The sequence below is a fragment of the Marinactinospora endophytica genome, assembly GCF_054780875.1.
The window spans coordinates 576,679-598,205 of the sequence record NZ_BAAGVM010000002.1 but is presented as its reverse complement, the minus strand read 5'-3'; the positions used below and the strand labels follow the sequence as shown (position 1 = coordinate 598,205).

19 protein-coding genes are annotated in these 21,527 nt (G+C 72.5%); 6 read left to right on the top strand and 13 right to left on the bottom strand.

Annotated features, from left to right (window positions below; translation table 11 throughout):
• From ACYVHU_RS06650 to ACYVHU_RS06640, 3 genes are all read right to left on the bottom strand, one after another.
• The coding region (locus ACYVHU_RS06650) for an ATP-binding cassette domain-containing protein (RefSeq protein WP_498947821.1) at positions 1-268 on the bottom strand (268 nt) is incomplete at its 3' end.
• Between the two features lie 190 nt (positions 269-458).
• The gene (locus ACYVHU_RS06645; protein WP_078764094.1) at positions 459-1,256 is read right to left on the bottom strand and encodes an SDR family oxidoreductase; all 798 of its coding nucleotides are present in this window, start codon (positions 1,254-1,256) and stop codon (positions 459-461) included.
• Positions 1,257-1,294: 38 nt separating this feature from the next.
• Entirely contained in the window at positions 1,295-2,284 is a 990-nt protein-coding gene (locus ACYVHU_RS06640; RefSeq protein ID WP_078764095.1) for an NADPH:quinone oxidoreductase family protein, read from the bottom strand.
• Between the two features lie 275 nt (positions 2,285-2,559).
• Between ACYVHU_RS06640 and ACYVHU_RS06635 the strand changes: the two genes are divergently transcribed.
• Positions 2,560-4,185 (top strand): peptide chain release factor 3, encoded by a 1,626-nt coding sequence (locus ACYVHU_RS06635; RefSeq protein ID WP_078764097.1) that lies wholly within the window; start codon positions 2,560-2,562, stop codon positions 4,183-4,185.
• Between the two features lie 51 nt (positions 4,186-4,236).
• Here ACYVHU_RS06635 and ACYVHU_RS06630 read toward each other — a convergent pair whose 3' ends face one another.
• The 3 genes from ACYVHU_RS06630 to ACYVHU_RS06620 all read right to left on the bottom strand — a co-directional run bounded on the left by ACYVHU_RS06630 (position 4,237) and on the right by ACYVHU_RS06620 (position 8,414).
• Positions 4,237-5,052: a dioxygenase family protein gene (locus tag ACYVHU_RS06630; RefSeq protein ID WP_144390309.1), complete on the bottom strand. Its 816-nt coding sequence runs from the start codon at positions 5,050-5,052 to the stop codon at positions 4,237-4,239.
• A gap of 122 nt (positions 5,053-5,174) precedes the next feature.
• Positions 5,175-6,080, bottom strand: a complete 906-nt coding sequence (locus ACYVHU_RS06625) for a universal stress protein (protein ID WP_078764098.1) — start codon at positions 6,078-6,080, stop codon at positions 5,175-5,177.
• Positions 6,081-6,320: 240 nt separating this feature from the next.
• Complete coding sequence (locus tag ACYVHU_RS06620) at positions 6,321-8,414, bottom strand: HelD family protein (RefSeq protein ID WP_498947819.1); 2,094 nt, start codon at positions 8,412-8,414, stop codon at positions 6,321-6,323.
• Positions 8,415-8,696: 282 nt separating this feature from the next.
• On the opposite strand from ACYVHU_RS06620, the gene ACYVHU_RS06615 reads away from it, so the two are divergent.
• Positions 8,697-9,416 (top strand): MIP/aquaporin family protein, encoded by a 720-nt coding sequence (locus ACYVHU_RS06615; protein WP_078764100.1) that lies wholly within the window; start codon positions 8,697-8,699, stop codon positions 9,414-9,416.
• A 69-nt stretch (positions 9,417-9,485) separates the two neighbouring features.
• Here the strand turns inward: ACYVHU_RS06615 and ACYVHU_RS06610 are convergent, their stop codons facing one another.
• Positions 9,486-10,460, bottom strand: a complete 975-nt coding sequence (locus ACYVHU_RS06610) for an SPFH domain-containing protein (RefSeq protein ID WP_498947818.1) — start codon at positions 10,458-10,460, stop codon at positions 9,486-9,488.
• A gap of 285 nt (positions 10,461-10,745) precedes the next feature.
• Here ACYVHU_RS06610 and ACYVHU_RS06605 point away from each other — a divergent pair, with 285 nt between their 5' ends.
• From ACYVHU_RS06605 to ACYVHU_RS06590, 4 genes are all read left to right on the top strand, one after another.
• Complete coding sequence (locus tag ACYVHU_RS06605; protein WP_078764101.1) at positions 10,746-11,111, top strand: hypothetical protein; 366 nt, start codon at positions 10,746-10,748, stop codon at positions 11,109-11,111.
• Positions 11,104-11,532 carry a hypothetical protein gene (locus ACYVHU_RS06600; RefSeq protein ID WP_078764102.1) on the top strand — a complete coding sequence of 143 codons (429 nt, stop codon included), beginning with the start codon at positions 11,104-11,106 and terminating at the stop codon, positions 11,530-11,532. The genes ACYVHU_RS06605 and ACYVHU_RS06600 overlap by 8 nt, the downstream gene beginning before the upstream one ends.
• A gap of 38 nt (positions 11,533-11,570) precedes the next feature.
• On the top strand, positions 11,571-12,425 hold the full coding sequence (locus ACYVHU_RS06595; protein ID WP_078764103.1) for a sulfurtransferase: 855 nt from the start codon (positions 11,571-11,573) through the stop codon (positions 12,423-12,425).
• A gap of 346 nt (positions 12,426-12,771) precedes the next feature.
• Positions 12,772-14,493 carry a trypsin-like peptidase domain-containing protein gene (locus tag ACYVHU_RS06590; protein ID WP_078764104.1) on the top strand — a complete coding sequence of 574 codons (1,722 nt, stop codon included), beginning with the start codon at positions 12,772-12,774 and terminating at the stop codon, positions 14,491-14,493.
• Positions 14,494-14,637: 144 nt separating this feature from the next.
• Here the strand turns inward: ACYVHU_RS06590 and mnhG are convergent, their stop codons facing one another.
• From mnhG to ACYVHU_RS06560, 6 genes are read right to left on the bottom strand one after another with little or no spacing between them, the layout of a single operon-like run.
• Complete coding sequence (gene mnhG / locus ACYVHU_RS06585; RefSeq protein WP_078764105.1) at positions 14,638-14,994, bottom strand: monovalent cation/H(+) antiporter subunit G; 357 nt, start codon at positions 14,992-14,994, stop codon at positions 14,638-14,640.
• On the bottom strand, positions 14,991-15,290 hold the full coding sequence (locus tag ACYVHU_RS06580; RefSeq protein ID WP_078764106.1) for an MrpF/PhaF family protein: 300 nt from the start codon (positions 15,288-15,290) through the stop codon (positions 14,991-14,993). Before ACYVHU_RS06580 ends, mnhG begins: the two co-directional genes overlap by 4 nt.
• Positions 15,287-15,877, bottom strand: coding sequence for a Na+/H+ antiporter subunit E (locus tag ACYVHU_RS06575; RefSeq protein ID WP_078764107.1), 591 nt, complete (start codon positions 15,875-15,877; stop codon positions 15,287-15,289). Before ACYVHU_RS06575 ends, ACYVHU_RS06580 begins: the two co-directional genes overlap by 4 nt.
• Complete coding sequence (locus ACYVHU_RS06570) at positions 15,874-17,541, bottom strand: Na+/H+ antiporter subunit D (RefSeq protein ID WP_078764108.1); 1,668 nt, start codon at positions 17,539-17,541, stop codon at positions 15,874-15,876. The genes ACYVHU_RS06575 and ACYVHU_RS06570 overlap by 4 nt, the downstream gene beginning before the upstream one ends.
• Entirely contained in the window at positions 17,541-18,365 is an 825-nt protein-coding gene (locus ACYVHU_RS06565; RefSeq protein ID WP_078764109.1) for a Na(+)/H(+) antiporter subunit C, read from the bottom strand. Before ACYVHU_RS06565 ends, ACYVHU_RS06570 begins: the two co-directional genes overlap by 1 nt.
• Complete coding sequence (locus ACYVHU_RS06560) at positions 18,362-21,304, bottom strand: Na+/H+ antiporter subunit A (RefSeq protein WP_498947843.1); 2,943 nt, start codon at positions 21,302-21,304, stop codon at positions 18,362-18,364. Before ACYVHU_RS06560 ends, ACYVHU_RS06565 begins: the two co-directional genes overlap by 4 nt.
• Positions 21,305-21,527: the final 223 nt, after the last annotated feature.

The window sequence follows — 21,527 nt, the reverse complement described above, 5'->3', positions numbered from 1 at the left end:
GGCCCATGGTGATCTGGCCGGAGGTGACGGTGTCCAGTCCGGCCAGGCAGTGCATCAGGGTGGATTTGCCCGAGCCGGAGGGGCCCATGATCGCGGTGAACGCGCCGCGGGCGAACTCCAGGTCCACCCCGTCCAGGGCCCGTACCAGCGTGCCACCGGTGCGAAACGTCTTGGTCACCCCACGCGCCACCACCACTGGTGGGGAGGGGTCGCCCGCAGCGGTGGGGCGGGTGCCCTGCGTACGCGCGTCGACTACCTTGTCCGACATGTCTTTCCTCGTGTCGTGGCGCCCCCGAAGCTCATCGGGACGCCGAGAACACTAGGAACCACGCCACCGTCGGCACATCGGTCGAAAGCGTGGCGTCACGACGACCGTTGGGCGGCTCTTTCCGGGGCGCACCACCGACGATCGACAGGGGCGACCCCCCACCGGACGCTGCCCGTCCCCGGGAGGGGCCTCACTCCGCCCCGACGCCGCGGACCCTCGCCCAGGCCCGGGCCATGCCGCCGAGCCAGCGGTCCCGGTCCTCGGCGCGGCGGCGTTCGTAGTCGGCCACCTCGGGGTGGGGCAGGACGAGGAACCTGCCGTCGCGCAGCGCGGTGATGGTCGCCTCCGCCACGTCCTCGGGTTCCAGGTAGGCCCCGCCCAGGCGGGTGGCCGCGGTCGGCCCGTCCCCGGCGGTCATGGCGGTGTTGACCCCTTGGGGGCACAGGCACGACACCCCGACACCGGTCCCGGCGTGCCGGATGGCCAGCCACTCGGCGAGGGCGACCGCGCCGTGCTTGGTGACACTGTAGGGCGCGGCGTCGAGATTGGTGAGCAGGCCCGCGGCCGAGGCGGTGACCAGCAGGTGGCCGTGCCCCCGCTCGACCATGCGCGGCAGCAGCGCGCGGGCGACATGGACGTGGGCGAGCACGTGGACCCGCCAGGAGAGGTCCCAGTCGGCGGCTGCGCCCAGGTCCCGGCCCGCTGCCACGCCGGCGTTGGAGCACCACAGGTCGATGGGCGCGTGTTCCCTTTCGACGGCGGCGACGGCAGCGGTGACGGCGGCCTCGTCGGTGACGTCCAGGACGAGCGCGTGGGCGCGTTCCCCGAGCTCGGCCACTGTCCGTTCGACCCGCTCGGGGTCGAGGTCGGCGACGATGACCCGGGCCGCCCCCTCCGCGAGGAAGCGTTCGGCGAGCGCGCGTCCGATGCCGCCGGCGCCTCCGGTGACGACCACCGTCGTCCCGGGCGGGGTGAAGGGGTGGGCCATGTCCGTTGTCTCCCGTCTTCGCGTCGATCGGTCGGTGGTCAGGGGGCCGGCACGTAGACGAGGCGTCCGATCGTGGAGCCGTCGGCGAGACGCTGGACCCCGTCGGCCAGCCGGTCCAGTGGCAGGGTCTCGCTCACCAGCGGTTTGACCAGACCGCGTTCGGCGAGATCGGCCAGCTGCTCGTGGCATTCGGCGATGACCTGGGGCGCGCGGTCCCGGTACAGCCCCCAGTGCAGGCCGACCAGGGAGTAGTTCTTGATCAGGGCGTGGTTGAGCCCCGGAGTGGGGATCGTGCCGCTCGCGAACCCGATGACGAGGATGCGTCCCTCGAAGGCGATGCACTTGGTGGAGCGGGTGAAGGAGTCGCCGCCGACCGGGTCGAACACCACATCGGCGCCGCGTCCCCCGGTGAACTCCTTGACCACCTGGACGAAGTCCTCGGTGCGCCGGTCCACCACCACGTCGGCGCCGAGCTCACGGGCCACCTTCGCCTTGTCCGCACCGCCGACCACCCCTACGACCCGCGCCCCGGCCGCCTTCGCGAGCTGGATCGCGGCGCTGCCGACCCCTCCGGCGGCCGCGTGGACGAGCACGGTCTCGCCCTCGCGCAGGCCGGCGCGGCGGTGCAGCGCGAACCAGCCCGTCTGGTAGCCGATGAACAGCGACGCCGCCTCGGGGTCGGTGAGCGCGGCCGGCGCGGGGTACACGGCGTCCGCCCTCATCAGGGCGTACTCCGCGAAGGCCCCCGTGGGCAGCTCCGCGGAGCCGAGCACACGTTCTCCCGCGCGGACGCCGGTCACGCCCTCGCCGGTCTCGACGACCTCCGCGCACAGTTCCAGGCCCGGCGTGAACGGCAACGGGGGGCGGACCTGGTAGCCGCCCCGGCACAGCAGCGCGTCGGGGAAGTTGACGGCCGCCGCGCGGACCCGGACGAGCACCTGGCCGGGGCCGGGCCGCGGTGGTTCGACGTCCTCGACGCGCAGGACGTCCTTCGGTTCACCCAACTCGCGTACCCGCACCGCTTTCACACGCACCTCCAGATACCAACCGGTCGGTCTAAAGTGAACCGTGATCGGCGCGGGACCGTCAAGGGCGGAGCGGGCCGCGACGCGCCCGCCCCCTCCTCCCCTGCGGATACCCTGGACACCGGGAGCGACGCGCCGGCCCCCGCCGCGCGCCCCACCAGGTTCGACGAGGCCCCGCCCGGCGGTGTGCCAGCCGGCCCCCGCCCGGCCCGGCGGCCGGCCGCGCGCCGAACGGAACGACACCGCCAGACCCACATCCGCGAGGAGACGAACGCCCGGTGAGCGCCCCGACCGAGACCCCGACGAACAAGCCAGCCGAAACCCTCTCCGAGGCCGCGCGGCGGCGGACGTTCGCGGTGATCTCCCACCCCGACGCCGGTAAGTCCACGTTGACCGAGGCGCTGGCCCTGCACGCGGCCGCGATCACCTCGGCCGGCGCGGTCCACGGCAAGGGCGACCGGCGCGGCGTCACCTCCGACTGGATGGAGATGGAGCAGGCCCGCGGCATCTCCATCACCTCGGCGGCGCTGCGCATCGACTACGGCGGGTGCGTGCTGAACCTGCTGGACACCCCCGGCCACGCCGACTTCTCCGAGGACACCTACCGGGTGCTGGCGGCGGTGGACTGCGCGATCATGCTGCTGGACTCGGCCAAGGGTCTGGAGCCCCAGACCCTGAAGCTGTTCGACGTGTGCCGGGCGCGCAAGGTCCCCGTCATCACCTTCGTCAACAAGTGGGACCGGCCGGGCCGCGAGCCCCTGGAGCTGCTGGACGAGATCGAGCAGCGCATCGGGCTGCGCCCCACCCCGCTGAACTGGCCCGTGGGCATCGCCGGCGACTTCCGCGGCCTGATCGACCGCTCCGACGACTCCTACACCAAGCTGCACCGCACCCCCGGCGGGGCGACCGTGGCCCAGGAGGAGCGCCTGGACCACGACCGCGCCGCCGAGATCGAGCAGGACGCCTGGATCCAGGCCCGCGAGGAGCTGGAACTGCTCGGCGAGATCGGCGCCGACTACGACGAGGAGTCGTTCCTGGCGGGCGTCTCCTCCCCGGTGCTGTTCGGCGCGGCGCTGCCCAACTTCGGGGTGGGTCAGCTCCTGCGCGCCCTCATCGACCTGGCCCCCGCCCCTTCGCCACAGGCCGACGCGGCCGGCGTGCCGCGTCCGATCGAGGCCCCCTTCTCCGGCCTGGTGTTCAAGATGCAGGCCAACATGGACAAGGCCCACCGCGACCGGATGGCGTTCGTCCGGGTGTGCTCGGGCCGCTTCGACCGCGGCATGGTGCTGACCCACGCGGCCACCGGCCGCCCGTTCGCCACCAAGTACACCCAGGCGGTCTTCGGCGCTGAACGCCACACCATCGACACCGCCTTCCCCGGTGACGTGATCGCGCTGGTCAACGCCCAGGCGCTGCGCGTGGGCGACACCCTGTACGAGGGGCCCAAGGTCGAGTTCCCGCCGATCCCCAGCTTCGCCCCCGAGCACTTCGCGGTGGCCCGCGCGCTGGACGCCGGACGCTACAAGCAGTTCCGTCGGGGCATCGAGCAGCTCGACACCGAGGGCGTGGTGCAGGTGCTGGTCTCCGACGTGCGCGGCGAGCAGGCCCCCGTGCTGGCCGCGGTCGGCCCGTTGCAGTTCGACGTGGTCAAGCACCGGATGGAACACGAGTTCCGCGCCCCGATCGAGCTGGCCCACCTCGACTACGGGCTGGCCCGGCGCACCGACGCCGCGTCCGCGCCGATCCTGCACGGCCTGTCCGGGGCCGAGGTCCTGACCCGCCGGCTCGACGGCGAACTGCTCGTGCTGGTGCACAACAAGTGGCGGCTGCGCGTCATCGAGCGCGACAACCCCGGCCTGGTCTTGGAGCCGCTGCTGGCCGGAGGGGTCGAGGACGGCTCCTGAGGCGCCGGGGCGCCGGCGTGGCGTGGGGCCGCGCCGGCGCGCGACCGCCGCTCAGTCGAGCTGGAAGGACCGCTTGGACATCCCGTACCAGAACCCGTCGATGACGCTGCGGGGTGTCTCGCCGGTCCGGTTGCCCGCGCCCAGGGCCACGAACAGCGGCGCCAGGTGCTCGCTGCGCGGGTGGGCGATGTCGGCGGCGGGCGCCTTGTGGGCCCAGTCCAGCAGCGCGTCGATGTCGCCGCTCCGGGCGGCGCGATCGGCCCAGTCGTCGAACTCCTGCGACCAGGCGGGCGGCGTGTACCCCGGCCCTCGGCTCATGTCGACGCACGACAGGTTGTGGGTGAGGAAGCCGCTGCCCATGATGAGCACCCCCTCGTCACGGAGGGGGGCCAGCCGGCGTCCCAGTTCGAACAGCCGTTGCGGGTCGAGGGTGGGCATCGAGATCTGGAGCACGGGGACGTCGGCGTCGGGGTACATCTCCTTCAGCGGGACGTAGGCTCCGTGGTCGAGCCCCCGCTCGGGGGCGTCGGCCACCGGCACCCCGTGCCCGTTGAGCAGGCCGCGGACCTTGGCCGCCAGCTCGGGCGCTCCCGGGGCGGCGTAGGTGACCTCGTAGTAGCGCTGCGGGAATCCCCAGAAGTCGTAGACGAGGGGGACGGTCCGCGTGGCGCCGATCGTCAGCGGGCCGGCCTCCCAATGGGCCGAGACGATGAGGATGGCCGTGGGTCGGGGCAGGTCGGCGGACCAGGAGGCGAGCTGGCCGGTCCACAACGGGTCGTCGGCCAGCGGCGGCGCGCCGTGCCCGAAGTACAGGACCGGCATGGGACCCGCGCTCTCCGGTCGTCCGGGGGCGTTCACGCTCGTCATGGGCACCTTCCTCCGGTGGCACACCACCAGAACCTTCCAAGAAGAAATTTTCCTAGGAAGATAGTAGCCCGCGCGCGCCCCTCCGTCCCCCTCCCCACCCGGGCGGGGAGGGGAGAGACCTCTCAACGCACGATCGCCACCGGCCCGGTGGCCCCGTGCAGGACCGCCTGGCTGACCGAGCCGAGCAGCAGGCCGGCGAACCCGCCCCGGCCGCGCGACCCCACCACGATCAGGTCGGCGGGGCACGCCTCCTCCAGCAACGCCACCACCGGGTGGGCCCGCACGGTCTTGGGCTCCACCTCGACCTCGGGGTGCTCGGCCCGGGCCGGTGCCAGGGCCTCGTCCAACGCCGTGCGGGTGGCCTGCTCGACCGATTCGTCGTCGAACACCTCGCCGGGGATCGGCCCCATCGTGGAGGCGAAGGCGGTCATGGGCTGCCACGCGCTGAGCGCGACCAGGCGGGCGCCGCGGCGCGCCGCCTCGGCGAAGGCGAAGGCGATGGCGCGCTGCCCCTTCTCCGAGCCGTCCACCCCGACGATGACCCGGCCCCGCACCCCCTGGGCCGTCTCGTGCTTCTTCGGCAGGATCACCACCGGAACCGGGGCGTGCGCGGCGAGGTCCACCCCGACCGACCCCACGAGGGCCGACGCGATGCTGCCCAGACCGCGCGAGCCGACCACGACCGCCGCCGCCCCCGGCGCGGAGGCCGCCTCCAGCAACGCCTCCGCCGGCCGTTTCTCGGCCAGGAGCGTGTCCACGGTGAGCTCGGGGTAGATCCGCAGGATCCACTCGCGCGCGTAGTCCAGCAGGGCTTGGGCGTCGCGGAGCAACGACGACTGTTCCTCGTCCCTGCGGCGCAGCAGGTCGCCGAAAGGACCCTCGCGTTCGGGTGCCTGGGCCGCCGCGACGATACGCAGTCCCAGGCCTCGCAGCTGGGCCTCGTGCGCCGACCATTCGAGTGCGTAACGGCTGGAGTCGGAGCCGTCCACCCCGACGATCACCCAGCGGACACCAGACGCGTCGTTCATCGATCCCGCCTCGCTCTCCGGTCTCTCCGGTCGGGTCGCCGCCGGTTCCCGGACCTGTCCCGGGCAGCGGCTTTCCCCGCCCTACCCGATTACCGACATCTCATGACGAAGACCGCCGGATGGTGCGGGGTACCCGTTTCGATCCTGCACCCATTCCGAACGGACGGGACACCGGGGTGCCCCGTCCGCGCCACCGCCGCCCCGCCCCCGAAGCGGACATCGGACGCCTCTCCCCGGGCCTCAGGCCAAGGCGTCCGGCAGGGGCTCGGCGTGGACCACGTGCAGGGAGCTGACCGCGCGGGTGAGGACCACGTAGAGGCGGTTGAGGCCGCGCGGCTCGGCCGCGACGATGCGGGCCGGCTCGGCGACGACGACCGAGTCGAACTCCAGGCCCTTGGCCAGCGTCGCGGGGACGCAGACCAGGCGGGAGGTCTCCAGCGCGTCCTCGGTCTCGCCGAGCAGCGCGGCCGCCACCCCCTCGGCGAGCAGGTGGGAGCGCAACCCCTCAAGGTCGGCGTCGGCGGCGATCAACGCGACCGACCCCTCGCCCGACAGCGCCTCCTGGCAGGCCGCGGCGACCGACCCGGCGAACTCCGCGGCGGCGACGGCGCGGACGCGCAGCGCGCCCGGCGACCGGCGCACCGCGACCGGCGCCCCCAGCCCCGGCGCGATCGCCGGCAGCAGCCGCGCCGCGTAGTCGATGATCTGGGCGGGGACACGGTAACCGCGGTCCAGGACCGCGACAGGGGAGCCGGGCTTGCCGAGGTGGCCGAGCAGGGTCGCCCAGTCGTCGGCCGCCGAAGGCGCCGTGCCCTGCGCGATGTCGCCGAGCACCGTCAAGGTCCCGGTCGCGGCGCGCCGCCCGATGGCGCGGCACTGCATCGGGCTGAGGTCCTGGGCCTCGTCCAGCACGATGTGTCCCAGGCTCGCGGGGCGCTCGATGAGGGCGGTGGCCTCGTCGATGAGCGGCAGGTCGGCCGCCGACCAGCGTGCGGACTTCGGCCCGCGTGGCCGCCCCGGCAGCAGGATCGCGGCCTGTTCCTCCGGTTCGAGCAGGCCGTCGGCGGCGCGGGCGAGCCGTTCGGGGTCGGTGAGCAGGCCCAGGACCTGCTTGAGGGGGTCGGCCTTGGGCCACATCGCGGTGACCGCGGCCTTCACCTCGCGCGTGCGCCGGACCTGGTCGTGGGTGCGGTCGTCGCAGGCCTCCCCCTCGGCCTCCATCCGGGTCAACAGCGCGTGGGCGATGCGGTGGGCGAGGAGGTCGCGGCCCGCGCCGTAGGGGACGCCGCGTTCGACGAGCTCGTCGAGGATCGCCGCGAGCTCGTCGGGGTACAGCCGCCAGCGCCGCGCGCCGCGCCGCAGGACCAGCGTCTCGGTCGTCGGCCGGGGCAGGGACCACAGGTCCCGGCGGAGGACCTCGGCCATGCGCGCGTCCCCCTTGACCCGCGCGGCGAAGGGCTCCTCCTCCCGCCGGACCGGGACGACGCCGAGAAGGTCCTCGACGGTGGTCTGGGTGACGTCCACCTCGCCGAGGGCGGGCAGGACGTTGCGGATGTAGGACAGGAAGGAGCGGTTGGGGCCGATGATGGCGACGCCTCCGCGGGCCAGGCGCTTGCGCTCGGCGTAGAGCAGGTAGGCGATCCGGTGCAGGCCGACCGCGGTCTTGCCCGTTCCCGGGGCCCCCTGGACGCACAGCGTCTGGTCGAGGGGGGCGCGCACGAGGTCGTCCTGTTCGGGCTGGATCGTGGCGACGATGTCGCGCATGGGGCCCGAGCGCGGCCGTTCGATCTCCGCCGCCAGCAGGGCGCCGGCGCGCGCCTCCTCCTCGGCGGAGGGGCCTTCCAACAGCGCCTCGTCCTCATAGGCGGTGAGTTCGCCCCCGGCCGCGAACCCGTAGCGCCGGCGCAGCCGCACCCGCATGCGGGATTCGCGGGTGGCCCGGTAGAAGGCGACCGAGATCGGCGCGCGCCAGTCGAGGACCAGGGGGACGCCGCGCTCGTCGTGGACATGGCGGCGTCCGATGTGGACGCGGTCCCCCTCGGGAGCGGCGCCCCGCGCCGCGGCGGGGTCGGGGTCGAACACCGTCCCGGGGTCGAAGTCGAGCCGGCCGAAGAAGAGCGGCACATCGGGCAGGTCCACCAGCGCCTCGGCGCGCAGATCCCGGGCCTGGCGCAGGATCTGGGTGGAGACCCAGTCGCCGTAGACCTCGGGGGTCTCGGTGTCGAGGACGTCCTGGCGCATGCGGCGCAGCGCGGCGCGCGCGGCCTCCAGGTGGGAACGCTCGGCCAGGATCTCGGGGTCGACCGCGGGCATGGGGGAAGAGGGGGACGGCATGATCGGGCTCCGGCTCTCGGTGGGACGGACGCGGCGGCGGGTGCGTGGGTCCCGCCCCGGGAGCCCCGGTTCGTGCCGATCCTCAGCGCGCAGAAAGATGCCGCCAGAACGAAGCAGAGATACTAACGCCTCTCGAAAAGGCACGCAATCGTGTTCTCCGTCCGCCCCGTTTCCGCGCCGTCCGCTGCACGGCCATCGACACGCAAGATCACCTATTCCTTATAGATCGCCCCTTTCATGGGTATCCGTTTCTTATTTCGTTCCTGTCGATCGGAGGCCCATGTGACACCAGCAACGATCTTCGTCGGCGAATTCTTCGGAACCGCGATACTGATCCTCTTCGGCGGCGGAGTGTGTGCCGCGGTCACCTTGAACAGGTCGAAGGCACACGGGGCGGGCTGGACGGCGATCACGCTCGGCTGGGGGTTCGGCGTCATGTCGGGGGCCTACATGGCGCTCCCGCTGTCCGGGGGACACCTCAACCCCGCGGTGACGCTGGGCCTGGCGATCGACAGCGGCGACTGGGCCACGGTCCCCGTCTACATCGCGGCCCAGATCCTCGGCGCGATGGCGGGCGCGGCCCTGGTGTGGCTGGCCTACCTCGGCCAGTTCGGCGCCTCCGACGGCCCCTTCCTCGGGATCTTCTCCACCGAGCCCGAGGTGCGCCACCCCGTCCAGAACCTCCTCACCGAGGCCATCGGCACGTTCGCGCTGGTGTTCGTCGTCGTCGCGACCGGGCAGAACGACGGCCTGGCGATGTCGGGCACCGGGGTGCTCATCGTGGCGCTGCTGGTGGTCGGGATCGGCCTGTCCCTGGGCGGTCCCACCGGGTACGCGATCAACCCGGCCCGTGACCTGGGGCCGCGCATCGTCCACCAGTTGCTGCCGCTGCGCGGCAAGGGCGGCTCGGACTGGGGGTACGCCTGGATTCCCATCGTCGGCCCGCTGGTCGGCGGCCTGGCCGGCGGTGCCCTCGGCAGCGCCGTGTACGCGATGGTCTGACCCTTCCCCGCCCCCGCAACGCTTCCGGGGCCGGCCGCGTCCTCCCCGGGACCCGGCCGGCCCCGCCGGTCACTGGTCGGCCCGCGGCGTGATGTTCACCCCGCCCCCGGCGGGCACCGGGATGACCTCGATGTCACCGTTCTCCAGGGCCTTGTACAGGACATAGCCCTCGGGGCCGAGGACGTCCACGAGGTCCTCGATGGCCTCCAGTTCCGTGGCGACCCGCGCGTTCTCCGCCTTCTGCGCCTCGTTGCGCTCGATCGCCTCCTGCGCCGCGGCGAGCGCGTTGCGGACGTCCTCGGGCGGCTGGGGCTGCTGGAGCGTCAACACGAGGTCGCCGCACTCCTGTCCCTCGCCCGGGACGTAGTTGGGGGCGCAGAAGAAGCTGCCGCCGCTCTGCTCCTCGATGAACTGGGCCGCGTACTCGCCGACCTTCTCCTCCCACTCCTGCTTCAGCTCGGCGTTGTTGTACAGGTCCTTCCAGGCGTAGTCCTTGGCGGCGGCGTCCATGGCGCGGTCCAGGGGCTGTCCGACGTAGTCGTAGAGCATCCGCTCCCAGCCGTCCTCCTCGTCCGCGCCGTACTTCAGACCGATGCGCTCGTGGAAGCGCTGGAGCGTGTCGCACTCGGTGTTGAGGCTGAAGGTGACGATGCCGGTGACCTCCAGGGCCAGGTTGTCCTTGGAGACGATGGAGATCGGCGCGGACTCCGCGTCCTCGGCGGTGGTGAACCGGTAGGTGCGCTGACCGGCCGGATAGACGTAGGCCTGGTCGCCCGGACCGTGGTAGTCGCGGTTGCCCGGCTGGACGCAGGCGTCGAAGGTGGTGTCGCTGAACGGTCCGGAGTCGTATTGGACGGCGATCTCGTCGGGGCCGGTGCTGACCGAACAGCCCGTGACCGTGACCAGGGCGAGCAGGCCGGCGACGACCGCGCGGGCGCGGGAGGAGGGGGTGCGGCCGAAGCCGGCGGGTCGGGGGGAGGGGGTGGAGGAACGCTTCATGCGGACTTCCTCGATGGCCGTGGCACGGGGGTGCCTGATCGACATGCTGTCCTTTGGACGCGCCCGGAGCGGGGAGCGTTGCGGTGGGGTGGCGGCTGTCCGGTTACGGCCGCGGACGGGACGCCTGTCCCCACGCGGGCGCCGTTTTCGCGCGCCGCCGCCGTGGGCGCGGCGGGGGTGTCGCGCCTCCTCCTCCCCTCGCCGCCTTACCCCAGGTCGCCCCGCGCGGACACCATGTACTACATTGCGTAGTGTTCGTCTGCGAAGCGGGCCATAGGGCTCGACGGGTGGACTCACGATGGCTGGGACGGCACGCGGAGGAGGAGCAGCGTGGTTGACGGGCTCACGACCACGATCCAGCTCGCGTCGCTGGCCCTGGCGGTATGGTGCCTGATCTCGACGATGCGCGGGCAGCCCATGGTCGTCCCCCACCTGGTCGCCCTGGCCGCCCTGGAGCTGCTGCTCATCGCCCAGCTCGTGGTGTCGGTGGTCATGCTGACCGGCGGCGAGCGACCCCCCGAGACCGTCGTCTTCGTGAGCTACCTGCTGACGGTCGTCCTCATCCCCCCCGCGTGCGCGGTGTGGGGGTTCATGGAGCGCAGCCGCTGGGGTCCCGCCGTCATCGCCTTCGCCTGCTTCATCCTGCCGGTCATGATGGTCCGGCTCGAACAGATCTGGAACCCGATCCTTGTCTGAGACTGCCCCACCCGCCAACCGTTCCGGCCCCGGGCGGGTCCTGATCGCGGTCTACGCCGTGTTCGCGCTCGCCGCGACCGCCCGCGCCACCGTGCAGATCCTCACGGACTTCGAGGCCGCGCCGCTGGCCTACCTGCTGTCCGCGCTGGCCGGTGTCATCTACATCGTGGCGACCGTGGGCATCGCGCGCGCCGACCGCACCTCGCACCTGGTGGCGATGGTGTCGTGCGCGGTGGAGCTGGCCGGTGTCCTCATCGTGGGCACGCTCAGCCTGGTGGATCCGGCGGCGTTCCCCGACGACACCGTGTGGTCACGCTACGGCAGCGGCTACTTGTTCATCCCACTGGTCCTGCCCGTCCTGGGGCTGTTGTGGCTGCGCCACGTGAACCGTCTGGACCGCGCGCGGGCACACGCGTCCTGACCGGGACGTCCGACGGAGAGCGGGGATATTCTGCGGCCATGTCACAGCCCCAACACGCCCGCCTGCCCGTTGTCGTCGAACCGGAGTGGTTGGCCGGGCATCTCGACGAGGTCGTCGTCGCCGACGTGCGCTGGTACCTCGACGGCCGCTCGGGCCGTGACGCCTACCTGGGCGGTCACCTGCCCGGCGCGGTGTTCGTCGACGTCGACACCGACCTGGCCGCCCCCGCCTCCCCGCGAGGCGGACGGCATCCGCTGCCCTCGCCCGAGGCGTTCGCGCGCGCGTTGGGCGCCCTGGGGATCGGGGACGCGACCCCCGTGGTGGCCTACGACGACGCCGGCGGCTCCACCGCCGCGCGCCTGGTGTGGATGCTGCGGGTCCTCGGCTCCCCGGCGGCCCTCCTCAACGGAGGCGTCCAGGCCTGGAGGGGGCCCGTGGAGAAGGGCGCGGTGACCCCCCGGCCGCGATCGCGGACCACGCGTCCGTGGCCGGCCGAGCGCCTGGTGGACACCGACGGGGTGCTCGCCGAGGCGGGCTCGCCCGATCGGCTCGTGCTGGACGCTCGCGCGCGCGAGCGCTACACCGGCGCGGCGCCCGTGCCCGCCGACCCCCGCCCGGGCCACGTTCCCGGCGCCCGCAGCGCGCCCTGGCAGGACAACCTCGGCCCTGACGGCCGGTTCGCCCCGGTGGAACGGCTACGTGAACGGTTCGCCGCGCTCGGCGCGGAGCGGGCGGACACGGTCACCGCCTACTGCGGGTCGGGGGTGACCGCCTGCCACGACCTGTTGGCGCTGGAGCACGCCGGTTTCCGCAACACACGCCTGTATCCGGGGTCGTGGAGCGCATGGGGCGCCGACCCCCGGCTTCCGGCCGAGACCGGCCCGGGGGAATGACGCGCCCCGAATCACCGGGGCGCGCCGGACGACACCGCGTGGCCTGTGGTTCTGGGTTAGCGGGCGGCCACGCGGCGGTTCGGGCGAGGGGCGGGGATCGGCTCCCATATTCGGTCACGACGGGGCGAGCACGGGCACGACGCGCCGATTCGGACTCCAGGTTCTTTGGTGTCCCCTTCCGGGAAGGCGACCTGGAGCAGGCAACGAATACGGAAAGGCTCGAAACCGTGCCTATCCGCTGTCTCACCGCTTTCTAACCTTGGGAGCCGAATCTTATGGACGTAACGCAGAAAGGCCGGCGGGGCGCCACTCCGCCGGAACACACAGGCTTGGCCCGGAGGAACAGATGAGCGCAACCGACCCCGCCGACGGCACCCCGCAGGGGTCCGAGGAGTTCGAGGGCGCCGGGGCCACCGCCGTGCCTCCGGCCGGCGAGACCCGATCGGACCCGCTCCCAGACGCCCCCTCCGCCGCCTCTTCGGCCCCCTCGCAGACGCCCTCGGACGACCCCGCTCCGACCGCCGCCGACCAGACCCTGACCATGCCCGCGGCCTCCGGAGAGGCCGGGCGTGAGCAGGACTCCCCGGCCTGGGCCTCCCGCCCCGACCAGGCGGCCGGCTCGGGGATCCAGCGCTCGGAGGTCCCCAACCGTCCGCTGCGCTCGCCCTACCCTGAGCGGCCCCCCTACGGCCCGCCCGCGGGCGCCTGGAGCGGTCCGCACGCAAGCCCCTCCGCCACCCCGCCCGGGGGCGTGCCGGGCGGCGGGGCGTTCGGGGCGGGTTTCCCGCCCGAGAGGGGGGCCGGCCCCGGCGGTTCCCACGGCGGTTTCGCCTCCCCTCCGCCCCCTCCGCACGGACCGTTCGGTCCCGCCTCCCACTTCCCCTCGGGCCCCGGCGAGGAGCCGCAGGAGCCGAGGAAGGCGCGCAAGCCGTGGAGCCGTGGCCGGGTGGTCGCCGTCGCCGGCGCCACCGCGCTTGTCACCAGCCTCATCGTCGGGCCGACCGCGGCGGTGGTGACCACCCACTTCCTGTCCAACGGCGGCGGCGCCATCAGCTCGCTGGCCGAGGAGACCAGCGGCTCGGTGTCGACGGGCAACGTGAGCACGGTCGCCGACGCGACGCTGCCCAGCGTGGTGTCCATCCAGACCGGTAACGGCAGCGGCGGCAGCGGCGTCGTCATCAGCTCCGACGGCCAGATCCTCACCAACAACCACGTCGTGAGCGGCGCCGGCGACAACCTGGTCGTGCAGTTCAACGACGGTTCGACGGCGCGGGCCGAGATCCTGGGGGCCGACCCCGTCTCCGACCTCGCGGTCATCAAAGCCGAGGGACGCACCGACCTGACCCCCGCCAAGCTCGGCGACTCCGACAAGATCGAGGTCGGCGCGGACGTGGTCGCCATCGGATCCCCGCTGGGCCTGTCGGGGACCGTCACCTCCGGTGTCATCAGCGCGGTGGACCGTCCGGTCAACACCGGCAGCGCAGAACCGGAGCAGCCCGAACAGCAGCTCCCCTTCGGCCTGCCCGGTCAAGGCCAGTCCGAGCAGGGCAGGGCGACCACGTCGACGGTCATCGACGCCATCCAGACCGACGCGCCGATCAACCCGGGCAACTCCGGTGGCCCGCTGATGAACATGCAGGGCGAGGTCATCGGTATCAACACGGCGATCGCGACGACCGGTGGGACCTCCGGCAGCCAGTCCGGTTCCATCGGACTGGGGTTCGCCATCCCGATCAACCAGGCCAAGCCGATCGCCGAGCAGCTCATCGAGACCGGCAGCGCCAGCTACGCGGCGATCGACGCGACGATCACCGCCGGCCCCAACGGCCAGGGCGCCAGGATCGTCGACGTCGCCAACGGCGGTGCCGCCCAGGAGGCCGGGCTGAAGGCGGACGACGTCATCACCCGCGTCGGCGACCGCGTGGTGACCGACCCCGACGTGCTGATCGCGGCCGTGCGCTCGCACCAACCCGGCGAGACCGTGACGGTCACCTTCGAGCGCGACGGCAAGAGCCAGGAGGTCCAGGTGACGCTGTCGGGTCAGTCCGCCGACAGCATCGGCAGCTGAGCACAGGACACGGAACCGGTCGAGCGTCGCGGGGGCGCCGGCGCGGTTCCGTCCGGGGCCGCGAACGGGCCCTGGCGCGGGGGAGGGCCGGCGCCGCCGACATCGGCGCCGGCCCTCATGCTTTCGGGTGCCCGGCCGGCGACGTCACCGGGTGCCGCCGTCCCCCTCCAGCTCCGCCTGGAGGTCGTCGACGGCGATCAGGTCGTGCCGGACCCGCCCCGTGCGGTAGGCGACGCGCCCCGCGATGTGGCCCGCCACCGGCACGGTGAGGATCTGGAACAGCGCGATCAGCACCAGGACGCCCACGTGGGACTCGGGCCACATGCGCAGCCCGATCCCGATGAGGATCAGGATCAGGCCCAGGACCTGTGGTTTGGCCGCGGTGTGCATACGCGACAGCAGGTCGGGGAAGCGCACCAGCCCCACGCCCGCGGCGAAGGAGAGCAGGGCCCCGGTGAGCAGGCAGCCCACCGCGATCCAGTCGATCACCTGATGGGTCATCCTCGTTCCCCCTTCCCCGACTCCTCCGTGGTCTGGGCGACCTGGCGCCGGGCGACGAACCGCGACACGCTGACCGATCCGAGGAAGCCCAGCAGGGACAGCACGAGCAGCGCCGGCAGCGCGGTCGGTTCGCGGTGGAACGCGGCGTAGGCGCCGATACCGGCGATCGCCGAGGCGAGGAGGACGTCCACCGACAGCGCCCGGTCCAGGATCGTCGGCCCCCTCATCAGCCGGACGACCGCCAGGAGCGACGCGGCGCCCAGCAGTACCCCGATCGCGATCCAGGCCAGGGTCATAGCGTTCCTCCCGCCACGGGTGTTCCCTCCAACCGGGCCAGGTCCTCCCGGGTGCCGAAGGCCCGGGTGATCCGCTCCTCCAGGGCCCACACATCGCGCCGCGCCGCCTCGGCCGCGGCCGGGTCGGCCGCGCCGAGCACGTGGACGAACAAGGTGGAGGTCGCGTAGCGGACCTCCACGATGACGCTGCCGGGAATGACCGACAGCGTGACCGCGGTCATGGTGAGCAGCAGGTCGGAGCGGGAGCGCAGCGGGACCCCGATGACCGAGCTGCGCGGCAGGCGCCCGAACGCGAACGCCTGGCCGACGACCTTGACACTCGCCGTGATCAGGTCGGTGGCGAACCGGCCGAGGAACACCAGGAACGGCCACGGGCGCAGCCGCAGCCCCGGATCGACCGGCGGGAGGGGGAAGATCAGCACGATGGCCAGCGAGACGAGCAGTCCCGACAGGACGACGCCGACGGACAGTTCGCCGAACAGCAGCGCCCACACCACGGTCATGGCGATGAGCGAGGGTACCTGGACGTAGACGCGCCCCAGGCGGAAGGCCAGCGGTGGACGGCGCTGAACGTCTGGACGTGTCATGCGACCCCCTCGGGGAAGACCGCCTCCACGTAGGGGGAGCGGTCGAGCAGTTCCTCGGCGGTCCGCTGGCTGTAGCCGATCAGCGGTCCGGCCAGCACGGTGAAGGCCAGCCCCATCGCGACCAGGCCCGCGGTCGCGCCGATCATGGTCGCCGGGAAGGTCGTGGTGGTGACGACCGTCCGCCCGCCCAGCGTGGCGGTACGGCCCACGACCGTGTCCACCCGCGAGGACGGCCCTATGGCCTCCTCCTCGGGCCCGTAGGCCGACGTGGCCGAGTCGTCGTCCTCCTCCGAGGTCTCCAGGACGGTTCCGGGCTCGGCGACCATGCCCTCGGAGGGGGCCCGCCAGAAGGCGTAGTTCCACACCCGGGCGATCGCGTAAAGGGTGAGCAGGCTGGTCAGCACCGAGCCGGCGACGAGCAGGTAGGCCAGCGGGGTGCCCGCCTGGACTCCGGCCTGCATGAGTCCGAGCTTGCCGAGGAAGCCCGACATCGGCGGGATCCCCGCGAGGTTCATGGCCGGGACGAAGAACAGGATGGCCAGGAGCGGGGAGAGCTTGGCCAGCCCGCCCAGGTCGTCCATTGACGCGCTTCCGCCCCTGCGCTCGATGAGCCCGGTGACCAGGAACAGGGTGGTCTGCACGGTGATGTGGTGGGCGACGTAGAAGACGGCGCCGCTCAACCCCTGGACGCTGGTCAACGCCACCCCGAACACCATGTAGCCGATGTGGCTGACCAGGGTGAACGACAACAGCCGTTTGATGTCGGTCTGGGCGACCGCGCCGAGGATGCCGATCAGCATGGTGGCCAGCGCCGCCCACATCAGCAGGTCGGCGACCGCCTCGCCGTCGAACAGCAGCGTCTGGGTGCGGATGATCGCATAGACGCCGACCTTCGTCAGCAGGCCCGCGAACACCGCGGTGACCGGCGCCGGGGCGGTCGGGTAGGAGTCGGGCAGCCACGCCGACAGCGGGAACACCGCCGCCTTGATCGCGAAGGCGACGAGCAGCATGACCTGGAGGACCAGGCGCAGGTCTTCGGGCACCCCCGGCAGCCGCACCGCGAGCTGGGCCATGTTGACCGTTCCGGTGGCCGCGTAGACCAGCCCGATCGCGATGAGGAACACCACGGAGGACAGCAGCGACACCACGACGTAGGTGGCGCCGGCGCGGATGCGCGCCTGGGTGCCGCCGAGGGTCAGCAGCACGTAGCTGGCGGTGAGGAGGATTTCGAAGCCGACGTAGACGTTGAACAGGTCACCGGCCAGGAAGGCGTTGGACACGCCGGCGACCAGGATGAGGTAGGTGGGGTGGTAGACCGCCAGCGGCGTGACCTCGTCGCGGTCGGCCATGCCCTGGCCGATCGAGTAGACGAGGACGCCCAGGGTGATGGCCGCCGACACCGTCACCATGAGCGCCGACAGCCGGTCGGCGACCAGCGCGATGCCGATCGGCGCCTCCCAGCCGCCGACGTGGACCACCTGTGGTCCGTGGGCGTCGGAGCCGAACAGCAGGACCAGCCCGATGGCCAGCACCACGGTCAGCGTGGTGACGCTGATGATCTTGTGCAGCCGGGGGGCGCGGATTCCCAGCGCGAACTCCAGGCCGGCGGCGAACAACGGCAGTACGACGGGCAACGGCACCAGGTAGTGCAGCAGGCTTTCCATCAGTCGGCTCCCTGGAGGTCGCTGTCCTCGGCCCTGGCGAGGCGTTCACGTTCGGCCCGGATCTGGGCCCGCATCTGCCGTTTCTGGGCGCGGATGCGCTGACGCGCCTCGCGTCGCAGCTCGCGTTCGGCCTCGCGGTCGAGGCGGGCGTGTTCCTGGAGCCGGACCCGGCAGGCGTCCACCTCGGCGCGGAGTTCCTCCACGCTGTCGGCGCGTTCACGGCCGACGTCCTGCATGCGCTGGATGACCTCGTCGCGGCCGATGTCCTCCTCCTGGCTACGGCGGATCCACTCGCGCAGCTCGGCGTCGGCCTCGTCGAGCCGTTCCTCCAGCTCGTCGCGTTGCCGGGCCTCGCGGTAGTCCTCGGCCGCGATCCGCCGCCGCAGTTCGGCGCGTTGCAGCCGGATCTCGGCGCGCAGCAGCCGGCGTTGCTGGCGGATGCGGCGCCGGTACTCGGCGCGTTCCCCGCCGTGCAGGATGCGTCGGTCCTCGGCGTCGTCCTGCACGTCGTCGTTGCCCTGGAGCTGCCAGCTGCGATGGGCCATCGCGAGCAGGAAGGCGGTGACGCCGAGCGTGATGACGATGGCGGTGAGGATCATCGCCTGGGGCAGCGGATCGCTCATCTCGTCCTCGGCGGTCAGGCCGATCAACGGCGGTCCGCCGGCCTCGCCCCCGGTGGACAGGATCATGAGGTTGACCCCGTTGCCCATGAGGATCACGCCGAGCAGCACCCGGGTCAGGCTGCGTTCCAGCAGGAGCACCACGCCGGCCGCGACGAGCACGCCGACCACGACGATCAGGGTGAGGGTGGGGGTGTCGTTCACGCGGTCACCTCCTCGGCCTCGGCGGAGTCACGCGCCTCGCGTTCCAGTTGCTCGTCGATGCGGGCGCCGAGACTGCGCAGGATGTCCAGGATGAGCCCGATGACCAGCAGGTAGACCCCGAAGTCGAACAGCAGCGACGTGGTCACGTGCAGGTGGCCGATCACCGGGATGTGCAGGTCGAAGACGCCTCCGTCGAGGATCTCGGTGCCGAACACGGCACCGCCCAGCGCGGTCCCCGCGGCGATGACCAGCCCCAGGCCGATCAGCACGCCGGGCTGGGCGTGCACGGCGGCGTAGAGCTCGTAACGGCCGCCCGCGAGGTAGCGGACCATGAGGCCGAGCCCGGCGACGATGCCGCCGGCGAACCCACCGCCGATGGAGGTGTGCCCGGTCAGCAGCAGGTACACCGACAGCAAGACGATGACGGGGAAGAGTCCTCGCGCGGTCACCTCGAAGATGACCGAGCGCCGTTCGCGGGCGAGGGCTGCGGCCCCCGGCAGCCACAGCGGGTTCCACTTGGGCCGGATGCGGAGCTGGCGGGGGGCGACGGCGATGCCGGAGGGCCGCCAGGGCACCGCGTTGGGCTCGGCGGGCGCGCCGGCCGGCTCGACCGCCGAGATCGCCGGCAGCGGTGTGGCGGGCACGCCCATGCGCCCGCGGACCGGCCGGGCGCGGCGGCGGACGAACATCAGGCTGGCCACGCCCGCCGCGGCGACCGCGAGGACCGAGATCTCCCCCATGGTGTCCCAGGCCCGCAGGTCCACCAGGATGGTGCTGATGATGTTCTTGCCGCCGGCCTCCTCGGCCGCGGCGGGATAGCCCGACGAGATCGTCTCGGCGCGCCGCCCGGCCAGCGCGAAGTAGGCCATGACGGCGACGAGCGTGCCGGTCGCGGCGCCGATGAGCAGGTTGATCCGGCGCCGTCCCCGCAGGACCGGGGTGGTGAAGCGGGTCGGCAGCCGGCGCAGCACCAGGACGAACACGACCAGGCTGACCGTTTCGACGAGGAACTGGGTGAGGGCGAGGTCGGGCGCGCCCTGGAACATGAACAGGGTCGCCGCGCCGTAGCCGGTGACGCCGACGAGCACGACGGCGAACAGCCGGCGTCGCACGAACAGCACGCCCACCGCCGCGATGACGGTGACGGCCGCGGGGACGAACTGGATCGGGGAGTCCCACAGGCGCACGGGGGGCGCCTCGATCTCCCACAGCCTGCCGGTCAGGATCGGCACGCCGCTGAGCACGACCAGGACGACGAGCGTGGTGCCGAGGTAGACCGGCAGCGAACCGCGCTGGGTGATGCCGGTGACCTGGATGGCGAGGGTGTCGACGGCGGCCAGGACACGCCGGTAGATCCGGTTGGGGTCGGGCAGGGCCAGGCGGTTGCCGAGCCAGACCACCTCACCGCGCCGGGAGAACAGCAGCAGGCCGCCCGCCAGGCAGACCGCGGTGAGGACCAGCGGCGTACCGAAGCCGTGCCACAGGGCCAGGTGGGCGGGGTGCGCGCCGCCCCAGGGCACGGTGTCGGCGTATCCGGCCAGGATCGGATCGAGGGCGGAGGCGAACGGCCCGCCGAGCAGGCTCAGCGCCGCGAGGACCGCAGCGGGCGCGACGAACAGGGCGCCGGGAGCGTGGACGGGGGTGGTGGGGACCTCGGGCTTGTCGAGGAACGCCCCCCACAGGAAGCGCAGGCTGTAGCCGACGGTGAAGACGGTTCCCACGACCATGCCGACGAGGGCGAGGGTCTGCCAGGCGGGGCCGTGCTCGAACGCCGCGAAGGCGGACTCCTTGGCGGCGAATCCGAACAACGGCGGCAGACCGGCCATGGAGGCCACGGCCAGCACCGAGATCCACCACACCGCGGGCATCGACCGGCGCAGCCCCGACAGCTCGCGGAGGTCGCGGGTGCCGGTGGAGTGGTCGATGATGCCGACCACCAGGAACAGGGGCGCCTTGAACAGGGCGTGCGCGCACAGCATCGCGATGCCGGCGAGCGCGGCGTCGCGGGTCCCCGCGCCCAGCAGGGCGGTGAGGAAGCCGAGCTGGCTGACGGTGCCGTAGGCCAGGAGCAGCTTCAGGTCGTATTGGCGCAGCGCCTTCCAGCCCGCCAGGATCATCGTCGCCACACCGACGCCGACGGTCAGGACCTGCCAGGCGGGGGTGTCGCCGTAGGCCGGGGTGAGGCGGGCGACGAGGTAGACGCCGGCCTTGACCATGGCCGCGGCGTGCAGGTAGCCGCTGACCGGGGTGGGGGCCTGCATCGCGGCGGGCAGCCACAGGCTGAACGGCAGCAGGGCCGACTTCGACAGGGCGCCGACGAGGATGAGCACGAGCGCGACCGTGACGGCGGCACCGCGCGGCGGGGCGGCGATGATCTCCGAGAGCAGGTAGGTGCCCGCGGCCTCGCCGAGCATGATGAGGCCGACCAGCATGGTCAGGCCCCCCAGCGTGGTGACGGTCAGCGCGGTCATGGCCGCGCGCCGGCTCTCGCGCCGTTCGGTGTTGTGCCCGATCAGCAGGTAGGAGAAGACGGTGGTCAGCTCCCAGAAGATGAAGAGCTGCACGAGGTCGTCTGCGAGGACCAGCCCGAGCATGGCCCCGGCGAACGCGGTGAGGACACCCGCGAAGCGTCCCAGCCCCGGCTCGTCGTCGGAGAAGTAGCGGGCGCAGTACACGAGGATCAGCGTGCCGATACCGGCCGCGATCAGGGTCATGACCAGCCCGAGGACGTCCATCCGGAAGGCCAGGCTCATCCGGTATTCGGGGGCCCAGGCGACGTTGACGCCCACGGGGTCTCCGGCGACGACGCCGGGCGCGCACAGCAGCGCCCACAGCGTCGTTGCGGCGGGAACCAACGCCAGTGCCAGGAAGGCGTTGCGTCCCCACCAGCGCACCAGGAAGGGGGCGAGCGCCGCCGCCACGAAGTGCGCGGCCAGCACCGACAGCAAGAGTCCCGTTCCTCCCTCATGTGGATCGCGCGGACCCGAGGTCGGGGACCGCGCCGTGTCCCCATCGGCCCCACCCTAGGCATCGGCGTCCGCGCTCAGGCGCACCGCCACACGTGGGACGCGCCTGATCGGAGCCCGCCGGATCGGGTCCTCGTCACCGCGCGCCACACGGACAAGGCGGCAATGGAGACTTATCCGAGTTTTATGTACCTTG

Coding starts and splice junctions, on each gene's coding strand:
- ACYVHU_RS06575 (WP_078764107.1), bottom strand. CDS start 15,877: ATGACACGTCCAGACGTTCAGCGCCGTCCACCGCTGGCCTTCCGCCTG.
- ACYVHU_RS06580 (WP_078764106.1), bottom strand. CDS start 15,290: ATGACCCTGGCCTGGATCGCGATCGGGGTACTGCTGGGCGCCGCGTCG.
- ACYVHU_RS06595 (WP_078764103.1), top strand. CDS start 11,571: ATGTCACAGCCCCAACACGCCCGCCTGCCCGTTGTCGTCGAACCGGAG.
- mnhG (WP_078764105.1), bottom strand. CDS start 14,994: ATGACCCATCAGGTGATCGACTGGATCGCGGTGGGCTGCCTGCTCACC.
- ACYVHU_RS06625 (WP_078764098.1), bottom strand. CDS start 6,080: ATGAACGACGCGTCTGGTGTCCGCTGGGTGATCGTCGGGGTGGACGGC.
- ACYVHU_RS06645 (WP_078764094.1), bottom strand. CDS start 1,256: ATGGCCCACCCCTTCACCCCGCCCGGGACGACGGTGGTCGTCACCGGA.
- ACYVHU_RS06620 (WP_498947819.1), bottom strand. CDS start 8,414: ATGCCGTCCCCCTCTTCCCCCATGCCCGCGGTCGACCCCGAGATCCTG.
- ACYVHU_RS06630 (WP_144390309.1), bottom strand. CDS start 5,052: ATGACGAGCGTGAACGCCCCCGGACGACCGGAGAGCGCGGGTCCCATG.
- ACYVHU_RS06610 (WP_498947818.1), bottom strand. CDS start 10,460: ATGTCGATCAGGCACCCCCGTGCCACGGCCATCGAGGAAGTCCGCATG.
- ACYVHU_RS06570 (WP_078764108.1), bottom strand. CDS start 17,541: ATGGAAAGCCTGCTGCACTACCTGGTGCCGTTGCCCGTCGTACTGCCG.
- ACYVHU_RS06590 (WP_078764104.1), top strand. CDS start 12,772: ATGAGCGCAACCGACCCCGCCGACGGCACCCCGCAGGGGTCCGAGGAG.